The organism is Halodesulfovibrio spirochaetisodalis, assembly GCF_001672295.1.
Lineage (GTDB): Bacteria > Desulfobacterota > Desulfovibrionia > Desulfovibrionales > Desulfovibrionaceae > Halodesulfovibrio > Halodesulfovibrio spirochaetisodalis.
This window is the reverse complement of the sequence record NZ_JXMS01000035.1, coordinates 1-22,587: the sequence shown is the minus strand read 5'-3', so window position 1 is coordinate 22,587 and position 22,587 is coordinate 1. Positions and strand designations below refer to the sequence as shown.

18 protein-coding genes are annotated in these 22,587 nt (G+C 47.3%); 6 read left to right on the top strand and 12 right to left on the bottom strand.

All coding sequences use genetic code 11. From position 1 onward, the window contains the following. Positions 1-44 precede the first annotated feature (44 nt). From SP90_RS15305 to SP90_RS15285, 5 genes are all read right to left on the bottom strand, one after another. A complete protein-coding gene (locus SP90_RS15305) occupies positions 45-1,460 on the bottom strand; it encodes a sigma-54-dependent transcriptional regulator (RefSeq protein WP_066858346.1) in 1,416 nt (471 codons plus the stop codon). Then, positions 1,460-3,886 carry an ATP-binding protein gene (locus SP90_RS15300; RefSeq protein ID WP_066858343.1) on the bottom strand — a complete coding sequence of 809 codons (2,427 nt, stop codon included), beginning with the start codon at positions 3,884-3,886 and terminating at the stop codon, positions 1,460-1,462. The genes SP90_RS15305 and SP90_RS15300 overlap by 1 nt, the downstream gene beginning before the upstream one ends. 239 nt (positions 3,887-4,125) lie before the next feature. Continuing rightward, positions 4,126-4,392, bottom strand: coding sequence for a hypothetical protein (locus SP90_RS15295; RefSeq protein ID WP_066858341.1), 267 nt, complete (start codon positions 4,390-4,392; stop codon positions 4,126-4,128). Between the two features lie 92 nt (positions 4,393-4,484). Then, positions 4,485-6,221, bottom strand: a complete 1,737-nt coding sequence (locus tag SP90_RS15290; protein ID WP_066858338.1) for a YeiH family protein — start codon at positions 6,219-6,221, stop codon at positions 4,485-4,487. A 538-nt stretch (positions 6,222-6,759) separates the two neighbouring features. Next, on the bottom strand, positions 6,760-7,650 hold the full coding sequence (locus tag SP90_RS15285; protein ID WP_197498808.1) for a mechanosensitive ion channel family protein: 891 nt from the start codon (positions 7,648-7,650) through the stop codon (positions 6,760-6,762). Positions 7,651-7,655: 5 nt separating this feature from the next. Here SP90_RS15285 and SP90_RS15280 point away from each other — a divergent pair, with 5 nt between their 5' ends. The 3 genes from SP90_RS15280 to SP90_RS15270 all read left to right on the top strand — a co-directional run bounded on the left by SP90_RS15280 (position 7,656) and on the right by SP90_RS15270 (position 11,747). Then, a complete protein-coding gene (locus SP90_RS15280; protein WP_231895579.1) occupies positions 7,656-9,137 on the top strand; it encodes a sigma-54-dependent transcriptional regulator in 1,482 nt (493 codons plus the stop codon). Positions 9,138-9,686: 549 nt separating this feature from the next. Further along, on the top strand, positions 9,687-11,111 hold the full coding sequence (locus SP90_RS15275; protein ID WP_066858332.1) for an aminopeptidase P family protein: 1,425 nt from the start codon (positions 9,687-9,689) through the stop codon (positions 11,109-11,111). A gap of 96 nt (positions 11,112-11,207) precedes the next feature. Next, positions 11,208-11,747, top strand: a complete 540-nt coding sequence (locus tag SP90_RS15270; protein WP_066858328.1) for a ferritin-like domain-containing protein — start codon at positions 11,208-11,210, stop codon at positions 11,745-11,747. Between the two features lie 420 nt (positions 11,748-12,167). Here SP90_RS15270 and folE2 read toward each other — a convergent pair whose 3' ends face one another. From folE2 to SP90_RS15255, 3 genes are read right to left on the bottom strand one after another with little or no spacing between them, the layout of a single operon-like run. Further along, entirely contained in the window at positions 12,168-12,935 is a 768-nt protein-coding gene (gene folE2 / locus SP90_RS15265; RefSeq protein ID WP_066858388.1) for a GTP cyclohydrolase FolE2, read from the bottom strand. A gap of 4 nt (positions 12,936-12,939) precedes the next feature. Further along, positions 12,940-13,359, bottom strand: coding sequence for a nickel-responsive transcriptional regulator NikR (nikR, locus tag SP90_RS15260; protein ID WP_066858325.1), 420 nt, complete (start codon positions 13,357-13,359; stop codon positions 12,940-12,942). Positions 13,360-13,383: 24 nt separating this feature from the next. Next, positions 13,384-14,049: a class I SAM-dependent methyltransferase gene (locus SP90_RS15255; protein WP_066858322.1), complete on the bottom strand. Its 666-nt coding sequence runs from the start codon at positions 14,047-14,049 to the stop codon at positions 13,384-13,386. Between the two features lie 250 nt (positions 14,050-14,299). Here SP90_RS15255 and SP90_RS15250 point away from each other — a divergent pair, with 250 nt between their 5' ends. The 3 genes from SP90_RS15250 (at position 14,300) to SP90_RS15240 (ending at position 16,112) form a co-directional block, all read left to right on the top strand. Beyond that, a complete protein-coding gene (locus tag SP90_RS15250; RefSeq protein WP_066858319.1) occupies positions 14,300-14,836 on the top strand; it encodes a biotin transporter BioY in 537 nt (178 codons plus the stop codon). Continuing rightward, positions 14,833-15,567 (top strand): energy-coupling factor ABC transporter ATP-binding protein, encoded by a 735-nt coding sequence (locus tag SP90_RS15245; RefSeq protein WP_066858316.1) that lies wholly within the window; start codon positions 14,833-14,835, stop codon positions 15,565-15,567. The genes SP90_RS15250 and SP90_RS15245 overlap by 4 nt, the downstream gene beginning before the upstream one ends. Positions 15,568-15,878: 311 nt before the next feature. Then, entirely contained in the window at positions 15,879-16,112 is a 234-nt protein-coding gene (locus SP90_RS15240) for a helix-turn-helix domain-containing protein (protein WP_066858313.1), read from the top strand. A gap of 172 nt (positions 16,113-16,284) precedes the next feature. On the opposite strand, the gene SP90_RS15235 is transcribed toward SP90_RS15240, so the two are convergent. The 4 genes from SP90_RS15235 to SP90_RS15220 all read right to left on the bottom strand — a co-directional run bounded on the left by SP90_RS15235 (position 16,285) and on the right by SP90_RS15220 (position 22,059). After that, on the bottom strand, positions 16,285-17,466 hold the full coding sequence (locus tag SP90_RS15235; protein ID WP_066858310.1) for an iron-containing alcohol dehydrogenase: 1,182 nt from the start codon (positions 17,464-17,466) through the stop codon (positions 16,285-16,287). A gap of 484 nt (positions 17,467-17,950) precedes the next feature. After that, on the bottom strand, positions 17,951-19,339 hold the full coding sequence (locus SP90_RS15230; protein WP_066858307.1) for an aminopeptidase: 1,389 nt from the start codon (positions 19,337-19,339) through the stop codon (positions 17,951-17,953). Positions 19,340-19,376: 37 nt separating this feature from the next. Then, positions 19,377-20,783, bottom strand: a complete 1,407-nt coding sequence (gene selA / locus SP90_RS15225) for an L-seryl-tRNA(Sec) selenium transferase (protein ID WP_157471344.1) — start codon at positions 20,781-20,783, stop codon at positions 19,377-19,379. 10 nt (positions 20,784-20,793) lie between these two features. Then, positions 20,794-22,059 carry a bifunctional folylpolyglutamate synthase/dihydrofolate synthase gene (locus SP90_RS15220; RefSeq protein WP_066858301.1) on the bottom strand — a complete coding sequence of 422 codons (1,266 nt, stop codon included), beginning with the start codon at positions 22,057-22,059 and terminating at the stop codon, positions 20,794-20,796. Positions 22,060-22,587 lie beyond the last annotated feature (528 nt).

Sequence of the window (22,587 nt, the reverse complement as noted above, 5' to 3'; positions counted from 1 at the left end):
GCTTGCTTATTTTACAGCAAGCCACTGAGTGTGGCAAACATCTTTTACCGGAAACTTGCAGCATCCATATTAAGCCTGCCCAGAATCTTCTGCAGAGCCACACGGGAAAGACCCGAGGCACGAGCCGCTTCCGAGATATTTCCTTTTGTACTTTTCAGCAGGTCAGACACATACGCCTGTGTAAAGTCATCGATAACTTTATTCTTCGCTTCCTTGTACTGTGTAATTCCTGAAGCATCACTGTCCGCAGCAACCACAGTCGGTAATGTCCCGCTATCCACAAGGCGTACAACACTCATGTCCACAGAGTTACCGGAACAGAACACAGTCAGGCGGCGCACGTAGTTCTGCAATTCACGCACGTTCCCCTGCCACTGTTTTGTAGACAGATAGGTCAGCACGTCCGGTGCAATACTCTTTTCCGGCAGTCCCATTTCCTTACAGGACTGACGCAGGAAATGATACGTCAGCAACGGGATATCCGTCACTCGTTCACGTAACGGTGGAATCATCACAGTGAGCACATTCAGGCGATAATACAAGTCTTCACGGAATGCCTTATCCTGAATACGCTTTTCCAGCTCCTGATTTGTTGAGGCAACAACACGGACATTAACATGCTCGTTGTAATTTGCCCCCACAGGACGCACTTCGCCTTCCTGCAACACACGTAACAGTTTTGTCTGAACCTGAAATGAAATATCACCAATCTCGTCCAGATGCAGGGTACCGCCGTTTGTTGTAGCAAAAAGCCCTTTGTGATCTTTATCTGCACCGGTGAATGCCCCTTTTACATGACCAAACAGCTCACTTTCCAGAAGCTGCTCAGGAATGGCAGGACAGTTCACGCTTAAAAAATTATTGTCATTACGAGTGCTCAGCTGATGAATCATACGGGCTACCATCTCTTTACCCGTTCCGGACTCACCACGAACAAGCACGGTGTAATCGGAATGCGCCACAGCTTGAATTGAAAGCTTAAGCTGCTGCATGGCAGGTGACTCGCCAATAAGCTCGTCAGAGGTATTGAATGAACGAACCTGTTCTTTGAGCAGGCGATTCTCATTCATCAGTTTAGCGCGCTCCTGACTCTTTGCCACAACCCTGAACAGCTCAGCAGGCTCCACAGGCTTGGTTAAAAAGTCATATGCACCGTGCTTAACAGCCTGTACAGCAGTTTCAATGGTTCCGTGAGCAGTCAACATCACCATTGAGAGATCTGGACGCTGCTCAAGCGCAAGCGGCAGCAGTTCCATACCGGTCATTCCCGGCATGAGCATATCTGTAAGCATAATGTCCACATGGGTTACTTTTAACACCTCAAGCGCGTCTTCCGCAGTATGCGCAAGCAACACTTCGAGGTCTGAAAATTTGCGCACAATCAGTCGTTGCAACCCGCGGGCAAAATCCTGTTCGTCATCTACAAGCAGGATGACTTGTTTTTGTTCATCGTGTCCCATTACGTTTCTCCAAGGGCACAAGACGTTGCTACTGGAAGCTCCACAACGAACTTTGCCCCGCCTAATGCAGTACTGGATGTTGCTTCGACCTTTCCGCCAAGGTCAGTCACCATGCCATATACAATGGCAAGTCCCAATCCAGTACCGGATCCCGGCCCTTTTGTAGTAAAGAACGGATCAAAAATTCTGTTCATATTCTCAGACGAAATACCTTCGCCGTTATCTTCAATGCTGATGAGGACAGAATCTTCCTGCGTCACCGCACTTAAATGAATCTTTCCTTTATTCTCTTCCACAGCATCAATAGCGTTGATCACAAGGTTAGAAAGAACCTGCTCCAACTCCTGTTCGCCCATCGGGACAAACACCTGTTCTGTCATAACCGACGCACGAAGATCCACACGCTTGGCTGCCGCCTGTACGGAGAATACCTCAGAGATACTTTGCACCACCTGCGCAGCATCAGCTGTACCATTCCGGCTTACCTTCGGACGTGCAAAATCAAGCAGGTCACGCAAGATACGCTGCGCATGCCGGGTATGGCGCAGGATAATATCAATATCCAGATTCTGCTGCTCATCCGCTGCGTCTTCTTTCAGCAATTCGGCATAGCATAAGATCACACCAAGTGGATTGTTGATCTCATGGGCAAGACCTGCGGCAAGCTTACCGGTAGTCGCCAGCTTCTCATGCTGCTGCATCTGGGCAAGCATACGTTTTTCAAGCGTGGTTTCACGCACATGAACAACCACACGATCCGGCAGGTTATTCCCCTGTATTACAGGGTAGATACCAATAGAGAATGTACGGGTGTCATCAATCACCACTTCATCCACAAATGGTGACTTGCGGGAAAGCGCCAACTGCATTGAGCATCCGTCAGCCGCATTGTAATCCGACAGCATACTCAAAATATTTCCGCTGTTATCGCGACCGCCACTCAACTCAGTCGAAAGATTGCATGCGGCACGGTTTGCTGTCAGAACATTACAAGAAGCATCCATAAGAACCAGAGGGTCTGTGATGCCTTCTACAATTGTCTGCAATGTCTGCATCTGACGCATCATGTTATCAAGAGCAACAAGGTTCTCACCTGCCGCTCCAAGCTGTCTGCCAAGAGCACGCATCAAACCGTGATCCTGCAACTTCACATAGTGCGGGTCATCCCAGTACAGGATAAGCAGCCCTTCAGCATTGCCCGCACTGGATTCTACAGAGATAATGATACGGTTGTCTTCAAACTTGATACCGCTTTCTGTAATGATATCAAGCCAGTCTTCCGGCAACTTTTGCGCTTCTGCCCCGCTCGGCCATGAATAGCTGTTGTTGGAAGCAAACGTACATATATATGTTACCGTAGTCGCTCTGAAACGGTTTCCAATTTCAGGCATGGCAAGATTCATCAATTCGCCACGGGAACGGCTTTTCTGCATCAGCGAAAGCATGGTGATAAACAACGCAACGTCAGAACGACGTTCCAAAGCTTCGTGTGTCAGCTCCTCTGTCCGCTCATCAACCATTGTACGCAGGTTTTCCGCATACTCTTTGAGCTGTGCTCTGGCGCTGAACAAGTGATTGTTCAACTCCAGCAGACCGGACTCAAGCTCTTCGATCTCGTCCTGCTCCGCCATGCTGTCCAACAAGCCGGTTCCACCGGTCTCTTCTAAATTCTTTCGGAACACAGAGGAGATTCGTTTAATATTATCTACAACTAAAACTTTAAACAGCACATGAGTGGTGGAGAAAAAGACAATGGCACCTACTACAAAAAACGCAAAATACCCGATAATGGTCTGCTGAAGCTGGCTTAGGCTGGACATGACGTTAATACCGACCAGATCAACCCCGCCAATGGAATTCACGTCTTTATTAAACCCGCGCTTGCCATATTGCTGCACAACTTCCACAGGGGCATCATTAATGTCACCGTGGCAGCGCATACAGCTTTCACCATAGGTTACAGGACGCGCCATTACATAATAACGCTGTCCTGCTATGTCTTTATATCCTTTCCAGAGAGATTCAGTGGGGTGTGCCCTGAAGTAATCAACAAAGCCGCGTTCAAGAGTATTTGCTTCTGAACGGGGATTACGGGCATTAATGGAAACACGGCGGTACAGATAGCCGTCCTCGCCTTTAAAATGCTCCATGACACTGCGGGAGATGTAGGAAGAGCTCATTGCTTCAATAATAAACGTACCAGGTATCATCTCGTACATCTTAGGGCGCAGCACTTTGCGCACATAATTCTGCACAGCATCAACCTGTGTGAACGTGAGGGTTGCCTTTGCCTCTACTTCATCCTCAAGCACTGTACGCATGTGAATATAGAAACCAATGGCAAAAATTACCCCAAGCACAAGAGAAGCCAAAGCCAGTCCGCTAAGAAACTGCTTTTGCAACGAATACGGTTTACGAAAAAGCATAGAGTGGGTGTGTCTCCAGAAACTTTAGCGCTAAATAAATGAGCAGCTCAGCGCCGTTCTGCCCGCAATTATGTGGCTACACATAGTTGCAATACAGCACCGTAGCGCAGAACGTATAGGCCTACAACCGAATTGGCACCACAATTTCCGGCTGCACCGCTACAGGATAAAAATACATAAAGACCCCGCAGGTGTGCACTACGGGGTCTAAGACAAAAAACAAGCCAAGCTGAAAAACGTTACTTCACTGCTACGTTTGTTGAGCGGGGCATGTGCTCAAAAGTCGAACGGGCGCCTAAATCAGCTTCGCCGCAGACTTCAATATCAGTGTAGAAAAACTCACCTGTCTCAATGCCACTGTCATCAATGAATTTAGCCATAGTCGTAAAATCGTCTGAACTCGCAGTAATGGCAGGACAAAGAACGTAGGTAAAAGACCAGAAGATTGCGAGGCCCGCAAAAAACTTAGTCCATCTGTATAAAGCGCTTGTCTTATTAATTGTCATAAGCCCATTCCTTATGCGGTGTAGTTACACCGGAGAGGATGAAATTTTATAGTGGTGGGAGAGGCCACGAACCTCTCCCACCGAGTATGCATTTAGATCTTCGCAGTGATCTCTGGGAAGACCACGTAGAACATAAGGTACGCCATTGTAAGAGTCAGTGCGAGGTTAAGGGACTGACCGCAAACGTACAGGATAAGTGGTTTGCCGCCTTTAAAGTAGCCAGCGAGCTCACGGAAGTTAGTAGCAAGACCGATAGCTGCGAAGCTGAGGCAGAAGAACCAGCCGCGGAAGATCTTGGAGAAGCCGCGGATTACACCATGGTCAACCATTGCAAAACCTGCATCGGAACCAAGGCTGGTGTAGATTGTAGAGAAGATTACAGAAGCGATAACGAAGCCGATAACGAATTTAGGGAAGCGGTGCCAGATTTCCATCCAGCCAACTTTCTTGCCTGCTTCAGCTTCAACTTTGGTGCACCAGTATACCGCTACGCAGAATGCAGTCACACCGATAAGTACGTTCTGAATCATTTTAATGGTAGCAGCAACGAACATCGCTTTCTCAGAAAGGAATGCACCCGCAGCAGCTACAGCACCAGTTGCGTCAATGGTACCACCCATCCATGCACCACCGAGAACGTGTGGCATTGCAGTTGCTTTAATAACTGCAGGCATCACGATCATCATGATGGAAGTAAACACGAGGGAAAGACCGATTGAAAGAGTAAGTTCTTCTTTTTTCGCACGACATGCAGCAGCAGTAGCGATCGCAGCGGAAGTACCACATACGGACATGTCAGCAGAAATAACCATGTTCAAAGTTTTAGAAGGCATCTTGAGGATTTTCTGACCAAAAATAAAGGTAGAGATCAGAACAACCGGAGTAACAACCCATGCTACGAAGATACCTGGAACACCAATCGCGATAACTTTACTAAAGAGCACTTCAGCACCGAGAAGTACGAGACCGGTTTTAATGTAGTATTCAACCTCAAGAGCTGGCTTGATCCACTTAGGGGTACCGATGGTGTTAGCGATAAGCATACCGATAGCAATAGCCCATGCAGCGTAACCGATACCGTAGTGTTTCATGGTAGCCTGGTAACCCATGAGGTATGCGAGCACACCCACAAAGAATACAGCGAAGAAGCCTTTAAGGAAGCCGGCTGCATCTTTACCCATAACTTTGATACCCAAGGAGAACATAACTGCCATAGCAAGGCAGAGTCCGATAAGGGATGGGAACAGGTTGTAAGGCTTATGTTTAATTTTCTTTTTAGCTTTTTTGGTAGCCTGACGAGCTTTACGCCATGTAGCGATTTTAGAAATAGCTTCGTCGTTAAGAGCAGCGTTTGTAAAGGAAGCTTGTGCAGCGGCTTCCTGAGCAGTTAACGCAGCCATTTTAGCAGCTTTAGTTTTTGCAGCAGAAGCGTCGTATTTAGGCTTGTACTTTGCGTTCAGAGCATCTGCAGTAGCTTTGTCCATGTAGAAAGCGTCAATTGGATTGGATTTCCATTTTTTCGGCTTGCTGGTCCAGGACTTGATCATTTTACCTACAGGAGAACCAGTAGCTTTGAGCTTACCTTTGCTGTCCTGTGCATCGTAGTAAGCAACGGTTTTAAACGGTGCGTACTCAGCCTGTTCCTGCATGATGGAGTTTGCTTTCGCAATTTTAGCATCAAGATCTTTAGGCGCATTGTTAAAGTAGATAAGACTACCTACAAGCAAAATAAGAGCACCGAGCCAAATCGCCCAGTAATCTTCTTTAAGCCATAAATCGGAGATGCTGGAATTCCCCTCATCAACTACAATATTTTTTTGTTCAGCCATTATGCATTTCCTCCTTTGCAAATCGGCGCTTCCTTCTTCATTACACCCCACGAATCAACCCCGCAGGTTTTCTTCATATCTAGCAAGGAGGATGCCACTTTTTTCACAAACAAAAAGACATGCAAAATAAGTATGTTATAAAAAAATCGTGTAATACCACTTTAGCAGAACACCTGAAAGTGCATACTTCAGTTTACAGACACATCTAACACAAAACAAATCTCACTTTTGTTTTAGCTTTTAATTTTAAACAGTTAGAAGATTGTAAACATAACTTTGCAGCACGCACCGAGCTAACATGCCAGAAGTATGCGCAGTTTACAGAACCATGCTCGTGAAAAATCGTAACAACACACGAGTGGCTTATAAAGCGTCAAACAAAACAGCCCTCAACAGAGGCCGAAACCACACATTCCCAGATGATTGCTACAACTCATACGACAATAAAAAACGTCAAATCGAACACAATATCTGTTCGATTTGACGCTATTCCTTGTTTACTAACTCGCTGCAGGCTCAATTCACAACCGCGACTATTTTATTGTTCTGATGATATCCCCAAACGCTCAGAAGCTTCTGGTGCTTCTGGTGAACAGTTAAACTCAATCTTGGACGCATTTATTCCGTGGGTATGGAATACCTTAATAATCTTAGAGCGAACCTCATGTCCCAGTTCCCATGCCGCAGGCGGATTATCAGCCCACGCCACAACCCAACACTTAAAGCTCCGCTCTTCCATGCCAATAACCCAGAACCTCGGATCCTCATAATCAGCAAAGTGATCGCACTGAACGACTTCACGCTTAACCAACCGCTCTACCTGATCGAGGTCGCAGTCATACGAAACAAGAAACTCTATGTTCACCCACTGGTACAAATCTGTTTTCGTATAGTTAATGACCTTCTGCGTCAGCATCATGCTATTGGGAAAAATTACCCGCTTCCAGTTCCATAACTTCAATACAGTATGGATAGTCGTGATGTCTTCGATAGTTCCGTAGTGACCGTCTACAATAACGGTGTCATTCACCCGAAAAGGCTGTGAAAAGGAAATCACCATACCGGCAATGGTGTTCTCAATAAGCGGACGCGCCATGATACCCACAACCACACCCACAGAGGCTGCGAACACTGAAATATATGTTGCCGGGATGTTCCCAATATACGGAAAGATCAACGCGATTATCCATATAAGAATCAGGAAGAACAGTGAAATGCGCCGAATAATCGAAAAGCGATTCTCAATGGATTGCATCGCTTTCTTGCGGGCACTCCGGTTCGGGCGATCTTCAGGCGTGTCTGTATTTTTAGCTAAAAATTTATCGAGAGTTGAAATTCTCTGCTGTCGCTGAGACTCTGCATCATCAATTTTCTTTTTTGCCCACACCACAGTGATCACACCCAGACAAGCTGTTATGATCGTGGTCACAGGCAATGCTTGTACATATAAAAGAATTTCTTCGATCATCTAACTATAGTAGCTCCCACACACAGCATGCGCAACTCCTTTCCTTCCTGTACATAGCCATTGACCTTGATTCCACTCTCCTCTACTTTTTATGCCATATGCGACGCAATATTTTAGTAGTAGATAAAGATAACGGCTCACTTGCCGCCCTTCCGGAACTCCTGAAGGATGCGGGCTATGAAGTAATTCATGTACATAACCACCATGAAACACGAGCAACCCTTGCAAAAGAAGATTTTGCAGTTGTCATAGCCGGTCTTGAAGAGCACCACGCCCAAAAACAGGATCTCCTTAAATCCATTAAAGCGAATACACCGGACACGGAAGTTATTCTGGTTTCCCGCGCCGCCCGTGTAGATGCTGCCGTGCGTGCTATGCAAATGGGTGCGTTCCACTTCTTATCTCTACCTGAAAACCCTGCTGACCTCCTTGTAATTATTGAAAAGGCAATGGAGAAAAGCCTCCTGCAATCAGAAGTTAACGAACTGCGCCAGATGCTGAAAAAGCAGCAGACTATGCCTACCTTAATAGGCAAAAGTGCTGCCATGCAGGAGCTTAAAAAAGAAATTGCGCGTATTGCCCCGTTGGACTGTACCGTCCTTATTCAGGGAGAAACAGGCACCGGTAAAGAAATGGTCGCTAAAATGCTCCACAAGCTCAGCTCGCGGGCACAAAAACGTTTCTACGCAATCAACGCAGGGGTCTTCAGTGCAGAACTTCTTGCCAATGAACTCTTCGGGCACGAAAAAGGCGCATTTACCGGCGCCCAGTCAACCAAGGAAGGCATTTTTGAAGCTGCAAACAACGGCACACTGCTGCTCGACGAAATAGGTGAAATGCCTGTAAACATGCAGGTTCAGCTACTCCGTGTCTTGCAGGAACGCACAATCACTCGCGTCGGGGGAACCTCCGACATAACCATTGATGTACGCGTTATTGCCGCAACACACCGTAACCTTGAGCAACTGGTAGAAAAAGGACAGTTCAGGCAGGATCTCTTTTACCGCCTTAATGTCTTTACCCTGCGTCTCCCAGCATTGCGTGAACGTCCAGATGACATTCCGCTGTTCTGCAACTTCTTTATGGATAAATATTCAAAGTCCTTCGACAAAGAGGTAACAGCCCTTTCTGAAGATGCAATGCTTGCCCTGATGCGTCATTCCTATCCGGGGAACGTTCGAGAGCTGGAAAACATTATAGAACGCGCCGTGGTTCTGTGTGACAGCGGCACAATCCAACTGCATCACCTTCCGCAGGAATTTTCCAAAGGCACCGGCAAAAAGCAAAAAGCCACTGTAGACAATGTCCACAGAACGCTTGCAGATGTCGAGCAAGAGCATATTACGCAAGTATTGCAAAGCGTAGAGGGCAACAAAGCCACCGCCGCAAAAATCTTAGGAATTGATCGCGCTACCCTGTGGCGAAAACTAAAAAAGTATTCTTTGTAAATTCAATCAATTACTCAGAAAATCTGCGTTGCACTTTGCAACACGTTGCATTATGCAACAAACGGCTGCATTTCCCTAAATGACAGTGGTTTTCAATAGGATTTTTTCAAAGCGTTGCACTATGCAACGCTTTTCTTTTTTCATCCTTTTTGTGAACAATATTATTTATCGTTATATTTCAAGTATTTAGACAAAAATAAAGTTTTGGCACGGCATTTGGATAATAGAAACTGAACAGTAACTAGGCTCATTTGGACCTCCTCCAAATTGTCTATCCAGTAACGTGATTCGTCGGCAACCGAGTTACGTTAAACTGCACATAGTGCTCCTCTCACAAGGTTTCAGTGTCGCGCGGAGGACCCACCTCCACACCCACCACCACCCATCATCCGGCACTGGAACAGAAAAGGCTTCATGACGTCAGCGAGTCATGAAGCCTTTTTTGATTTCCAAACCCTTCATAAGAAGCTATCATCTCGCCACCACAACACATTTCCCTTTCCTGCATTACTTGTGACAATACCATTCACAAGACGAACTGGAGGCTTCATGTTTTCTGCTGCTACGTATGCTGAGCGACGCAAAACACTTTGCGCGCGTCTTTCAGAGCGCGGTGAAAAAGGTCTGGTACTGTTGCCGGGGCATTCTGCTTCTCCAATGAACTACACAGACAACGCGTACCCTTTCCGTCAAGATTCATCCTTTCTCTATTACTTCGGGCATGACCATGAAGGACTAACCGGAGTCATTGACCTTGATGCCGAAGAATCATGGTATTTTGATAAGGGATTTTCCATGGACGACATTATCTGGTCCGGCGCGCTTGCAACTCCAGAAGAGCTTGCAGCACGGTGCGGAGCAGAAAAATACGGGGCAGAAAATACACTCGAACAAATGATCGCAGACGCACAAAAAAAACAGCGTCCGATACATATTTTACCAATCTACCGAGCTGACACCCGCATGCGCCTTGTTCACCTGCTTGATTGCGGTGTCACCGAGGCTAACACCTATATTTCCGAACCGCTGATTCAAGAAGTGGTTGCCATGCGTTCCATTAAATCCATTGAAGAAGTCATGGAAATTGAACTGGCTCTGGAAACATCCTATGCCATGTACGCTAATGCACTTGCCGCAACCCGCCCCGGTGCATCCGAACGCCAGATAGCCTCCATCCTTCACTCAACACTGGCACTTGCAGGCAGCACTGCATCGTTCACACCTATATGCACAGGCCGTGGCCAGATTCTGCATAACCACGACTACACACACATTCTTCACTCTGGAAACATGCTGCTCATCGATTCTGGAGCAGAATCACCAAACCACTACGCATCCGACATTACTCGAACATTCCCTGTATCCGGCACCTTCACCGACCAGCAACGTGATGTGTACGCCATTGTTCTTGCAGCACAGGAAGCAGCCATCGCAAAATGTGCGCCGGAAATTCCGTTTGTGGACTGCCACCTCACCGCTGCAACCACAATTGCATCCGGTCTGCGTGACCTCGGTCTTTTAAAAGGTGCTGTGGAGGATATTGTTGATGCAGGAGCCCATGCCCTCTTCTTCCCGCACGGACTCGGTCATATGCTCGGTCTGGACGTACACGACATGGAAGGACTCGGTGAAGATTACGTAGGATACGATGAAACCTACAAACGCTCCGAGCAATTCGGACTGCGCGGACTGCGTCTTGCCCGTAAGCTCCAGCGTGGGTTTGTCGTCACCGTTGAACCGGGATGCTACTTTATTCCGGCTCTCATGGAACAATGGGAAGCAGAAGGTACCTGCAAAGACTTCATCAACTTTGAAACCGCCAAGCAATTCAGCGAATTCGGCGGCATCCGCATTGAAGATGATGTATACATATCCCGCGACGGTCACCGCATTCTCGGACAGCAGATTCCTAAAACCATTGCCGGAATTGAAGGACGCATGCACGCCAGTTCACAACGCCTGTGCGGGTGCTAGAGCTCCGCGACTATCATAGTCTCTCATACTGAGAATACGTTACAGTCTTTCCCAAATAGAAACAGGAACTCGCTACCTTTTTCAGGAGAAGATTGTATGAGTAACTCAGATAAAGATGCCCGTCGCCAAAAGGTCATTGAAGTATTGAACAAAGCACGCAGCATGGAGCTGCATGCCATCACTCAGTACATGAACCAGCACTATGGACTGGATGACATGGATTACGGGGAACTTGCCAAGCAAGTTAAGCTGATAGCGCTCGACGAAATGCGCCACGCGGAAATGTTTGCAGAACGCATAAAAGAACTCGGCGGTGAACCAACAGCCGACCTTTGCTGTCCAGTGGAACGAAAGCAAGCTGTAGAACGCATCTTCCCGTTTGATGCCAATCAGGAAGACGACACCATAGACAAATATAACCAGTTCCTCATGGTCTGTCGCGAAAACGGCGACAGTGTGAGCCAGAAAGTCTTTGAAACAATCCTCGAAGAAGAGCAGATGCATTACAACTACTTCGATTCGATAGCAGGACATATCCAAAAACTCGGTGACGTGTTCCTGAGCAAAATAGCAGGAACACCTGCCTCAACAGGGCTTGCCGATCAAGGCTTTGCAATCTCTGGTGGCGGCGAATAGCCTTTGGGATAAGTGCCGCCGGCGGGTCTGCGACGCTTTAAAGAAAATGTCTCCGACGGCTGGGGGAAACCCTTTTTGAAAAAAGGGCTTTCCCCCAGCCCCCCTTCCTAAAAACTTTATGTGCGCATTCACTACGTTGTTTCCATCAGATGGGAGTCGCGTGAAGCTACCTTTCAACATCACACCTTGCGAGTCAGTTACGTAAACTCATAAAAAAAGGCTGCCCTGCGTTATGCAGAACAGCCCATTTTATTATCAGAAAGGTAACGTATTCGCGGCTTCCAGTGATGTTAAAAACGTGCTGGCCTCGCGTTTACTTGGGGTCAAGGGGACGAGTCCCCTTGTGGGGGTGCAGGGGGCAGCGCCCGCCTGCTCGTCGAAGACCCGCCGGAGGCAAAAAAAACTAAAAGCAAATCTCCGCTATTTACTCTCGATCACGGCATAGGCACTGTGGTTATGGATAGATTCAAAGCTTTCCACTTCCACTCTGTACCAGTCAATTTTTTCATGGTCACTGAGTTGCTTTGCGACTGTGCGCACTACGTCTTCTACGAAAGTCGGGTTCGCAAATGCGTACTCGGTCACGTATTTTTCGTCTTCGCGCTTAAGAAGTGAGTATACTGGAGAAGAGCCTGAGTTGTTTGCAATCTCAATAAACTCTTCGATCCATGCAAAGCCGCTCATGCTGATTTGAAGACGAATTTCTGCACGCTGGCTATGTGCGCCTTCATCTGAAATCGCTTTGGAGCATGGGCACACTGTCATGACTGGCACACACACTTCAAGCATACAACTCATATGGTTGTCTTCAAGTGCGCCGGTAAGCGTTACTTCGTAGTCCATACGGCTTTCACGCTTTGTTGCCGGTGACGGCAGTGTCATAAAATACGGGAAGGTAAAGGAAATGAATGCGTTTCGTGCGCTGAGACGTTCCTGAATCTGCGCGAGCAGTTCCTTTAAGCTGTGGTAATCAAGTTTTTCACCAAAGCTTTCGAGTGATTCCACAAAACGGCTCATATGCGTGCCCTTAAAGGCCGCTGGAAGATCAACCCCAACTTCCACTTGAGCAATGGTGTGCTGTGCGCCTTTCTCACGGTCACGTACTGAAAGGGGAACGCGCAGGTTCTTCACGCCGACGCTATCAATAGGAATAGCCACCTCGGACGAACTCATCTGAATATCTTGCAGCTGCTTAGGCAATGTCTTGTCCTGTTGTGGTTAAATTTAATTTTCCGTGCTTAACACCTTTAGTGGAGGTAAGCCTTTGAGCCAATGCGCGAATATCGGCTCCATTTCCTTTAAGAACAAGAACTTCCAGACAGTTGTCGTGATCTAAGTGCACATGCAGGGAGGTAATGATCATATCATGCGCGTCATGCTGAATTTCTGTAAGCCGCTGCGCAAGATCACTCTTGTGGTGATCGTACACAAGGGTCAGTGTTCCTGCTAATTCTTTCTCATCCTGTTCCCATTCCTGCTGCACAAGCGTATTACGAATCAAATCGCGGATAGCTTCTGAGCGTGTCTGGTAACAACGGTCTTCACATAAATCATCAAACTTTTCTAACAGTTCAGAATCGAGGGATACACCAAAGCGGATTGTACGTCCCATATTACCTCCAGACTTGCCTGATTTCTAGCGGGACAGTTCCCAAAGATTAACAGTAACTTTAGACGGCTGCTCGTAGATGGCCGATGTTTTCTCAGTAAGCAACTTGCGGGATTTCCATCCCCTTTTATCAAGCTGCGCTTTAAATTCCTTGTACACGTTTCTATTGGGTTCTGCTACCCAGGCGCGCCCGCCAGGGACAAGACAATGCTCCAGAAACGACAGTACCGGTTCTACAAAACGTACTTCATACATAATGTCCCCGCCCCACATGACATCAACAGACTGAGGACGCACAGCTGGAAAACGCCAGTCCATAAGCGTCCATACCGGTTGGGGAACATCATTAAGCGCCGCGTTCTTTCGGGCAAAACGTAAGGCTTCGAACTCATAGTCCATTGCAATAACATGTGCACCAAGCCACGATGCAATAATTGCTGTCAAACCAAGCCCGCACCCGATATCCAGACAACGTTTACCGACGATTTCTTCTTTGTGGACAAACAGGTGCTCGCCAAGCACAAGGCTGGAAGGCCAAAGCTCTGTCCAGTACGGCAGACGCTCGTCATCGCCAAACTCATCATCCACCATGGATTCCCATAATGTTTCAAGATCAGCGGCTCTATCCAGTACCCAGTTACGGCCGCACAACGGGACTTCCAGACGCGGAGTATATTCAGAAAGTTGCTTCATTACTTAAAACTACCATTGAGTTTTGCAGAAAAACGTTCAATAACGCACCTTGTTTCATCCGTCTACAAAAGACACCTGTCCGAAACTGCACATATATGCAATCCATGTTTGCCTAGTCATACTTGTGACCTTTGCATATCCCCGTTAGTATAGCTTTCAGCAGGTTATCCCTGCACAGCACTTTGCCGTACAAAGTGCACACACAGACACACCCTGCCCGTATCTTCGGGCACCATTTGTAAGGATACGTATGCAATCTTCACCACTTAAAGGACTTCACACACAGGTCTGGACTGCACTGCTTGCCGCTCTTATCGCAGTCGGCGCTCTTATCCAGATTCCAATCGGCCCGGTTCCGGTAACCCTGCAGACCTTCTTCATCGTTCTGGCAGGATTCATTCTCGGCCCTGTCAGCGGTGCAGCCGCAATGATACTCTACATTCTGGCAGGTGCCATCGGACTCCCAATCTTTGCAGGCGGTAAAGCCGGCTTTGCCATTCTTTTCGGCCCTACTGGCGGTTACCTTCTCGGCTTTATTGGCACAGCATACCTTGCCGGTTTCGGGAAACGCAGCAAAAGCGCTCTCATGCCATTCATCTGGGGAATACTCGGACTGGCATTTGTCTACCTTGTGGGATTTATCCGCTTAAAGTTTGTTCTGGATATTTCTTACGCAAAAGCTGCTGCCATTGGCATTGTTCCTTTCATCTGGGCAGATCTGGCGAAGGTTGCCGCCGCAACGGTTGCGTTACGCTTTTTGCGTAAACAAGGATTATTGCCGGAATGATAAAAGCAGAGAACCTTTCTTTTACGTACCGTGGCAATACCTCGCCAGCACTTAACGAGCTGTCCTTTACCATTGGCAAAGGGGAACTTGTCTGCCTGTGCGGAGTGAACGGAAGCGGCAAATCAACCCTGTTCTCTCTGCTTTCAGGTTTGCAGACTCCGTCTGAAGGAACACTGAATATTGCCGGCGTAGAAGCCAAAGGAAATGAACAGCAGTTACGGGCACAAAGTGCACTGGTTCTGCAAGATGCTGACTTACAAATCATCGGCGCTACTGTTGCTGAAGACATGATGCTCGCATTCCCGATCAACGACGTGGAAGCAGAAGCGACCTGCCGCTCAATGGCAGAGCGCTTCTCTTTACTCGAACATTGGGAGTCCCCTGTTCATGCACTTTCCTACGGACAAAAAAGAAAGCTCTGCCTTGCTGTATCCCTTCTTTCAACACCATCTGTTCTTTTGCTGGACGAACCTTTCTCAGGCTTGGACTATCCCGCTATGCTCGAGATGCGTTCAATAATGAAGGAAAACAAGAAACAAGGACTCACCCAGATCGTCTCTGTGCACGATCTTGAGCCCGTCTTTGATCTGGCAGACTCCATGATCGTCCTGCATCAAGGAGACCTGAAAGGCACCGGATCACCCGACAGTCAGCTTGGTACCCTCCTGCAATACGGCATCAGACCGCCCTATTCATGGTTACGTGAACAAAATATTTCGCCTTGGGAATAGTTTTCTTACTATAAGCTACAAAATCCCTGCCGAAAATCGGGTAGGGATCTTGTATTACCAATACACTACGACAAATCTAAGAAAGCCCTTGTGTAAACAAGGGCTTTACTATGCCCAGTCATGTAGGGAGTACGACTGGGAACTTGGTAATGCGGCGTAGTCAGTTACCGTAATGTAATTACACGACTGCGATTGTTTATTAGCACGTAGGGATTTCCAAAAAATAATGCACTAGTATTGATTCAAATATCCCATTTTGGGATATTTGTAAATACATCCTACCCTTCCCTCTATCAATATGGAGGAATGCGGTGAAATCAATACATTCAATTGAGTACAAAGCTGTTATCGACACACTCGTAGCAGAGCGCAAACATGCCGGAATAACCCAAAAGCAACTTGCGGATAGTCTGGGTAAGCCTCAGTCTTATATTTCCAAGATTGAGAGTAGAGAGCGTCGCCTTGATATTGTTGAATTTTTCCATATCTGCAATGCAATGCAAAAAGATGGTGTTACCATTTTACGCAAGGCTGGCCTTTGTTAGAAAATAAACAACAAACCGGCTGCGTTGACTAGCAACTTGCCTTTACCACTCCAGCATCAACATGGAAAAATAAAAAAAGTTCTCATCAAGACGATGAGAACTTTTTTATTTTCCAAATTATTCCTCACCTGTACTCTTAAGAGTTTCAGAGAGGCTTACGAAAGCAGTTCTGTTAAAATGAGTCAGCAAAGACTGCTGTTACTTCTTCTTCGGACATTTCAACCGGAGTGCATGTAAAGAGCACGCCCATTGTCTCCATGGCATTCTTTGCCATCTTAGCGCAGTCTTCTTTCTCCACGCCGTAATCGGCTAAGGAGAGCTCACCCATGCCGATGTTTTTGATGAGCTTGTCGAGTGCATCGACAAACGCAAATGGACGCTTTTCTTCCGGCAGAGCATCAACGTCTACGTCCATAAAGTATGCGAGGTCAGTCATGCGCTCCGGCATATGCGGGGTAAGATGTTTGAAGTATGCACGGGAAAGCAGAATCAGACCTGCTCCATGCGGAATCTGCGGATAGTACGCTGAAAGCGCATGTTCCATTGAATGCAGCGACATACAGGAAGAAAGTGACTGACAGACACCAGCAGCAGTTGAAGCCCATGAAACCATTGTACGCGCTTCGATATTCTGCCCTTCTTTCACGATTTCCGGCAGGAAAGTGTTGATAAGCTGTACTGCCTGCTGTGACAGCAGATCACTTGTCGGCTGACGCTGCATAGAAAGATATGTTTCTACGGAATGAAAAAAGGCATCCATACCGGTGAACGCGGTTACTTTTGGCGGCACAGTAAGGGTAAACCACGGGTCGATAATGGAAAGGGTTGGATAGGTGGAGTCATTTCCCCAGCCAATCTTTTCATTGGTTTCGCTGTTGGTGATGACTGTCCACGGGTCAGCTTCGGTTCCTGTACCTGCTGTTGTCGGAATAGCAACAATCGGAAGTGCTGGATTTTTAGGCGTCTTTTTACCACCTGTACCGGCCTGCATGTAATCCCAGTAGTTGCCGTCGTTGTTTGCCATCAGGGCAATAGACTTTGCAGAGTCTATGGAGCTACCACCGCCAAGACCGATAACAAAATCACAGCCATGCTGCTTTGCCAGCTTTGCGCCCTCTGTGACGTGGTCGAGAACAGGATTTTCCTGAATCTTGTTGTACACCACGCTTTCCACGTCGTTATGGTTCAGCATATTCTGCACAAAGGTAAGGTAGCTGTGGCGAATCATGGAACCGCCGGAGCTGATAACAATAAACGCTTTTTTACCGGGAACGTTTTCTGGATTTGCCAGTTCTTTCAGCTTGCCGCTGCCGAAAATCAACTTTGTCGGCATGTGAAACATAAAATCTATCATATCCAAACTCCTTACAGCTTTGTGCATGTTGCACCTATTGTATAACGGCAATGCTCGCCGCCTTCTCTCTTTCTAACCAGATTTATAGAAGCTTTTGAAGACTTCAAGCCTCCGGCGGTCAGAGAACCTTTTTGAAAAAGGCTTCTCTGGACTCTCCAAAAACTTTTATTCACGATGCCAGCTCGTTTTTTTGATGAACCCCACAGCATTTGCTTCACTACCTTTCTAGTCATTAGACTACCCATTACCTGAAGGGCAGGCTTTTTCTCTCGTCACGGAAAGGTAGCTCATACGCGGCATCCAACATCATACATAACGGAAAGATTCGCGTATAGCTGGGGTCAAGGGGACGCGTCCCCTTGTGGGGGTGCAAGGGGCAACGCCCTCCTGCTCGTCGAAGACCCACCAGAGGCAACAACAGGCTGCTTCAAAAAACTCTTCAAAAACAAAAAGCGATGGAAACATGTCCCATCGCTTAGTCATATTATTTAGCTTCGAGGAAAGCAGAAAATGCTTTCACTGTTGCGTATAAATCCGCTTTGCTTGCCAGTTCGAACGGGCTGTGCATTGCCAGCAGCCCCGGACCAAAGTCCACAATGTTCATACCGTACATGGCAAGATACATTGCAACGGTACCACCGCCACCATGATCCACTTTGCCAAGCTCAGCCATCTGCCACGGCACACCTGCAGAGTTCATAACACCACGCAGCCAGCCAAGGTATTCAGGATGCGCGTCGTTTGCTTCATACTTACCACGATGCCCTGTGAATTTGCAGAAACACGGACCGTACCCAAGTGTCGCAGAGTTCAGTTTTTCATGTACTTCCTGATAGTCAGGATCCATTGCGCCGTGCACATCAGAAGACAGCGCACGTGTCGCCAGCATTACCTGACGGAACCGTACATTCGGGTTCCATGCTTCAATGATGTCTTCAATGCAGTATTCAAAGAAACGGGATTTGGCACCGGTGGAACCTTCTGAACCGATCTCTTCTTTATCCCACAGAACAACAACCTGCGTGTTCTCAGGTGCTCCGGTTTCAAGCAATGCTTCCAGTGCTGCAAAACAGCAGATGCGGTCATCCTGACCGTAGCCGCCGATGATGGATTCATCCAGACCAACCATACGGGCTGGGCCTGCCGGTACTGCCTGTAATTCGGAAGAGTACAGGTCTTCTTCATCAATACCGTATTTATCGTGCAGAATGTTCAGCACACGCTGTTTAATTTTGTCTTTCGGTGCATCCTTATCTTCTTCCTCTTCGCCTTCAACCGGACGATGGGCAAGAATGATGTTCAGCTTTTCTGCTTCAAATGCTTCTGCAAGAACCTTTTTGGACTGATCTTGTGCAAGGTGCGGCAAAAGATCTGCAATTGTGAATACCGGATCAGTGGCATCTTCCCCAATATTCACAATAACTTTTTCACCATTTTCTTTTATGACAACACCGTGCAATGCCAACGGACGGGAAAGCCACTGGTATTTACGAATACCACCGTAGTAGTGCGTCTTTGCCTGTGCGACAGCGCAGGTTTCATACAGTGGGTGCTGTTTGAAATCGACACGCGGAGTATCCGCATGAGCACCGATAAGATGCACGCCTTCCGCTAATGACTTTGTCCCCTTACGGGCAACAAACAAGGTTTTATCATGTAGAATGGTGTAGTATTTTCCTGTGGAAGCATCCGTTGAAAATCCTGCTTCTTCAAGACGCTGTACTGCGTAAGCAATGGTCTCGCGCTCAGTTTTGCAGGTAGAAAGAAATTCAACATAACGCGCAGCAAGGGAGTCCATTGCTGCAAGGTCGCTGTCGCTAGAATACACTTCCCAGCAGTTTTTCGGCTCGCTGGTCAATTTTGTAGAGGTCATAGAAATATCTCCTACCCACAGCATGCTATGGGAATATTTATTTTGAAAGGGTCTGCAGTGCCTGCTTAAGCGCTTCGATAACCAGTGCAAATTCTTTATCGGTCAAGGTGCGCGGATCTAAACAGAATGCCTGATGCTCAATTCTCCCAACCAGCGGCGGATCAGTATCAAGCAGTGCTTTTTTAAGAGCTGTTTCCGACACTAAAGACGGCGTAATCGCCACAAGCGTTGTTGGCAAATCCCGCTCAGGGAAGGAACCACCGCCTACACGGGAATTTCCATCCAGAACGGCAACCTTCACCTGATCACCGAATGCTTTTTTGATTCTGTTAGCAAGACGACGCGCACGTTGCTTTAACGAAGGCTGATCTGCAAACATCATAGAAAGAGTTGGGATTTCTGTGCGTGCCAGTTCCGGCTCGCGGTACAAACGCATGGTGGCTTCCAGAGCGGCAAGCGTCATTTTATCAATACGCAACGCACGGTTCATCGGATTACGTTTAATCATGTCGATATATTTCTTTTTACCGACGATAATCCCCGCCTGAGGTCCACCAAGAACTTTGTCACCGGAGAAGGTAACAACATCCGCACCGGCTCCGACAACCTGCTGCACAGTCGGCTCCTCACCGATGCGCAGGGAAGAAAAATCTGTAAAACTGCCGCTTCCCAAATCTTCAATTACAGGAAGATCATGCTTGTTACCCAAGGCAACCATCTCTTCCAGCGTAACCTCTTTGTGGAAACCAACAATACGGTAATTGGAGGTATGCACGCGCAGCAGCGCACCGGTTTCTTCACCAATGACCTGCTCATAATCTTTTACATGCGTACGGTTGGTCGCCCCCACTTCTCGCAACGTGGCTCCACTCTTTTCCATAACTTCCGGAATACGGAAACTGCCGCCGATTTCAACCAGTTGCCCGCGTGAAACAGGAACCTCTTTCCCTTTGCATAAGGTATCGAGCACAAGCAATACCGCCGCAGCATTATTGTTCACCACAAGTCCTGCTTCAGCACCGCAGACCTGACAAAGCAGTTCTTCTACATGGCTGTAACGGCTCCCGCGTTCACCTGTGGCAAGATCAAATTCCAGATTCGAATAATGCGCACATGCTTCGGTCACAGCTTCAACCGCAGACTCTGCAAGGAGAGAACGTCCAAGGTTAGTATGCACCACAACGCCGGTTCCATTCAGTACCCGTCTGAAATGCGGACGGGACTGCGCACGAATGTAGGCTTTCATGCGTGGAAGAATGTTTTCCAGTGCCAGTTGTTCCGGCTCAAGGATGACTTCAGCACGAATTTCTTCACGGCAGACATCAAGAAATCCGTTCACATGTTCACGCACAATAGAACGGGGGACATTCGCAAATTCCCCTGAAGCAGTAAGGGCATCAAGTACTTTATCTACAGACGGCAACGCGCGGAAAAGAATAGACACACACAGCTCCTTAACGCTGTAAAAATTCCGGATACAGAGCAAAAAATTCTGCAAGTAAATAGAGAGACCCGCATAGCAAAACAGGCTTATCTCCTGCTATTTCTTTACTACGAGTGAGCGCATCCTGCAATGACTCGCAGACCTGTGTACGATCATCAAATTGTTCGGCAAGACGTGCCGCAGGTTCTGCCCGGTTCATCTGAACAAACTGCGGAAGCAGAATAGCCCCTTTTGTCAGCGACTGAACTTTCGGAGCAAGAGTTTCAATATCCTTATTCTCCATGCAGCCGAAGATAATAGCTGCGGGCTCAGTCCCTGTTTCCTTGAGGGTTGCTGTCAGCACATCAAATGCAGGTACATTATGCGCACCATCAAGATACAGATTTGGCAGGGAATCCGTTGCTGCAATATGCTGGAAGCGCCCTGCGATCCATGCATCAGCAATACCGATTTCCTTTACGTCATCCCAGTCCATAATATCAGCAGGGGTCCAGCCGTACATGTCTACAAGCTGTCTAAATGCACCCAGTGCAAGTAAGGCATTGTCCTTCTGGTGCTGTCCAGTCAGCCCAATTCGGGATGTTTGCGGCAAGGTGACAGTACCTTCTGCTTTAAGCAAGATAGCGCCAATGTTCTTTGCTTCTTCCTTCAATACACTCATGGCGGATTGCTCCTGCACATGCGTAATGGCAGTCAAACCTTTTCGCATTGCCCCCGCTTTGTCCCGTGCAATATCTTCTATACTGTGCCCAAGCACATCCACATGGTCGAGACCGATCGGGGTAAACACAACCAGATCGCGTTCAATGGCTGATGTCGCATCATGTGTGCCGCCAAGCCCTGCTTCAAAAATAGCCAGATCAACTTCATAATCTGAGAAGAAGAAGACTGCCATCACGGTGAGAAGCTCAAAATAGGTAAGAGTCTCGCCGCCGCACTCCATGACATCATTAGCTACATCGCACCATTCTTCTTCGTCCAGCATCTGGCCGTTAATAAGAATACGCTCACGCGGCGTCACAAAATGCGGGGAAGTGTACAACCCTACAGTCAGTCCGGTCGCCTGCCCGAAAGCAGATAAGAACGAACTTGTGCTACCTTTTCCGTTTGTACCCACAACCTGAACAGCCGGATAATCAGGCCGTTTCAGTTCAGCTTCTTCCAATACCGCATCAATCCTGCTGTGCGCCAAGTCCATATGGAACAGGCCAAGCTTTAATAAATGCGCTTCAAAATCTTCATACGTTGCAAAAAAAATGCGTTCTGTTTCGCTCATGCAGTCGCCCTAGAATATGATTACTTGCAGGTCAATGCTTTTACAGCATTACCGAGAATTCGACGAGATATGTACTTGTTGTACCCGCCGTATTTTGCAGTAACTTTCCAGACTCTGCAAAGCAATTCTACACAGGAATTATCATCCCTCAGCAAGCAACTGACGTCTAGGATTTCTCTTTTTATCTAAGCACGCTAGAAACACAAAAAACAGGCGTACTGTGCCTGTTTTGCCGGCATCCCCCTCCCGCATCATCTGTTCTATTGCCCGCAGTGCTTTGCCAAACAACAACTAGCAGAAATAACGTAACAAAATGTTCGAGGCATATGTCTCTTCGTTTTTCGTCTTAAATACCACGATCAATATGGATCCATTCTCACAGTAGCGTGCCTGTTGTGTTCTATTTGCAATAAAAAACAATACATTATTCTTTTATCCATTACACTGCTATTTATTAAGTAAAGATTATCAATCTATTAGATCACTACTAATGAGAGAGAAATAATTATTTAAAATTTATAGCAGTAT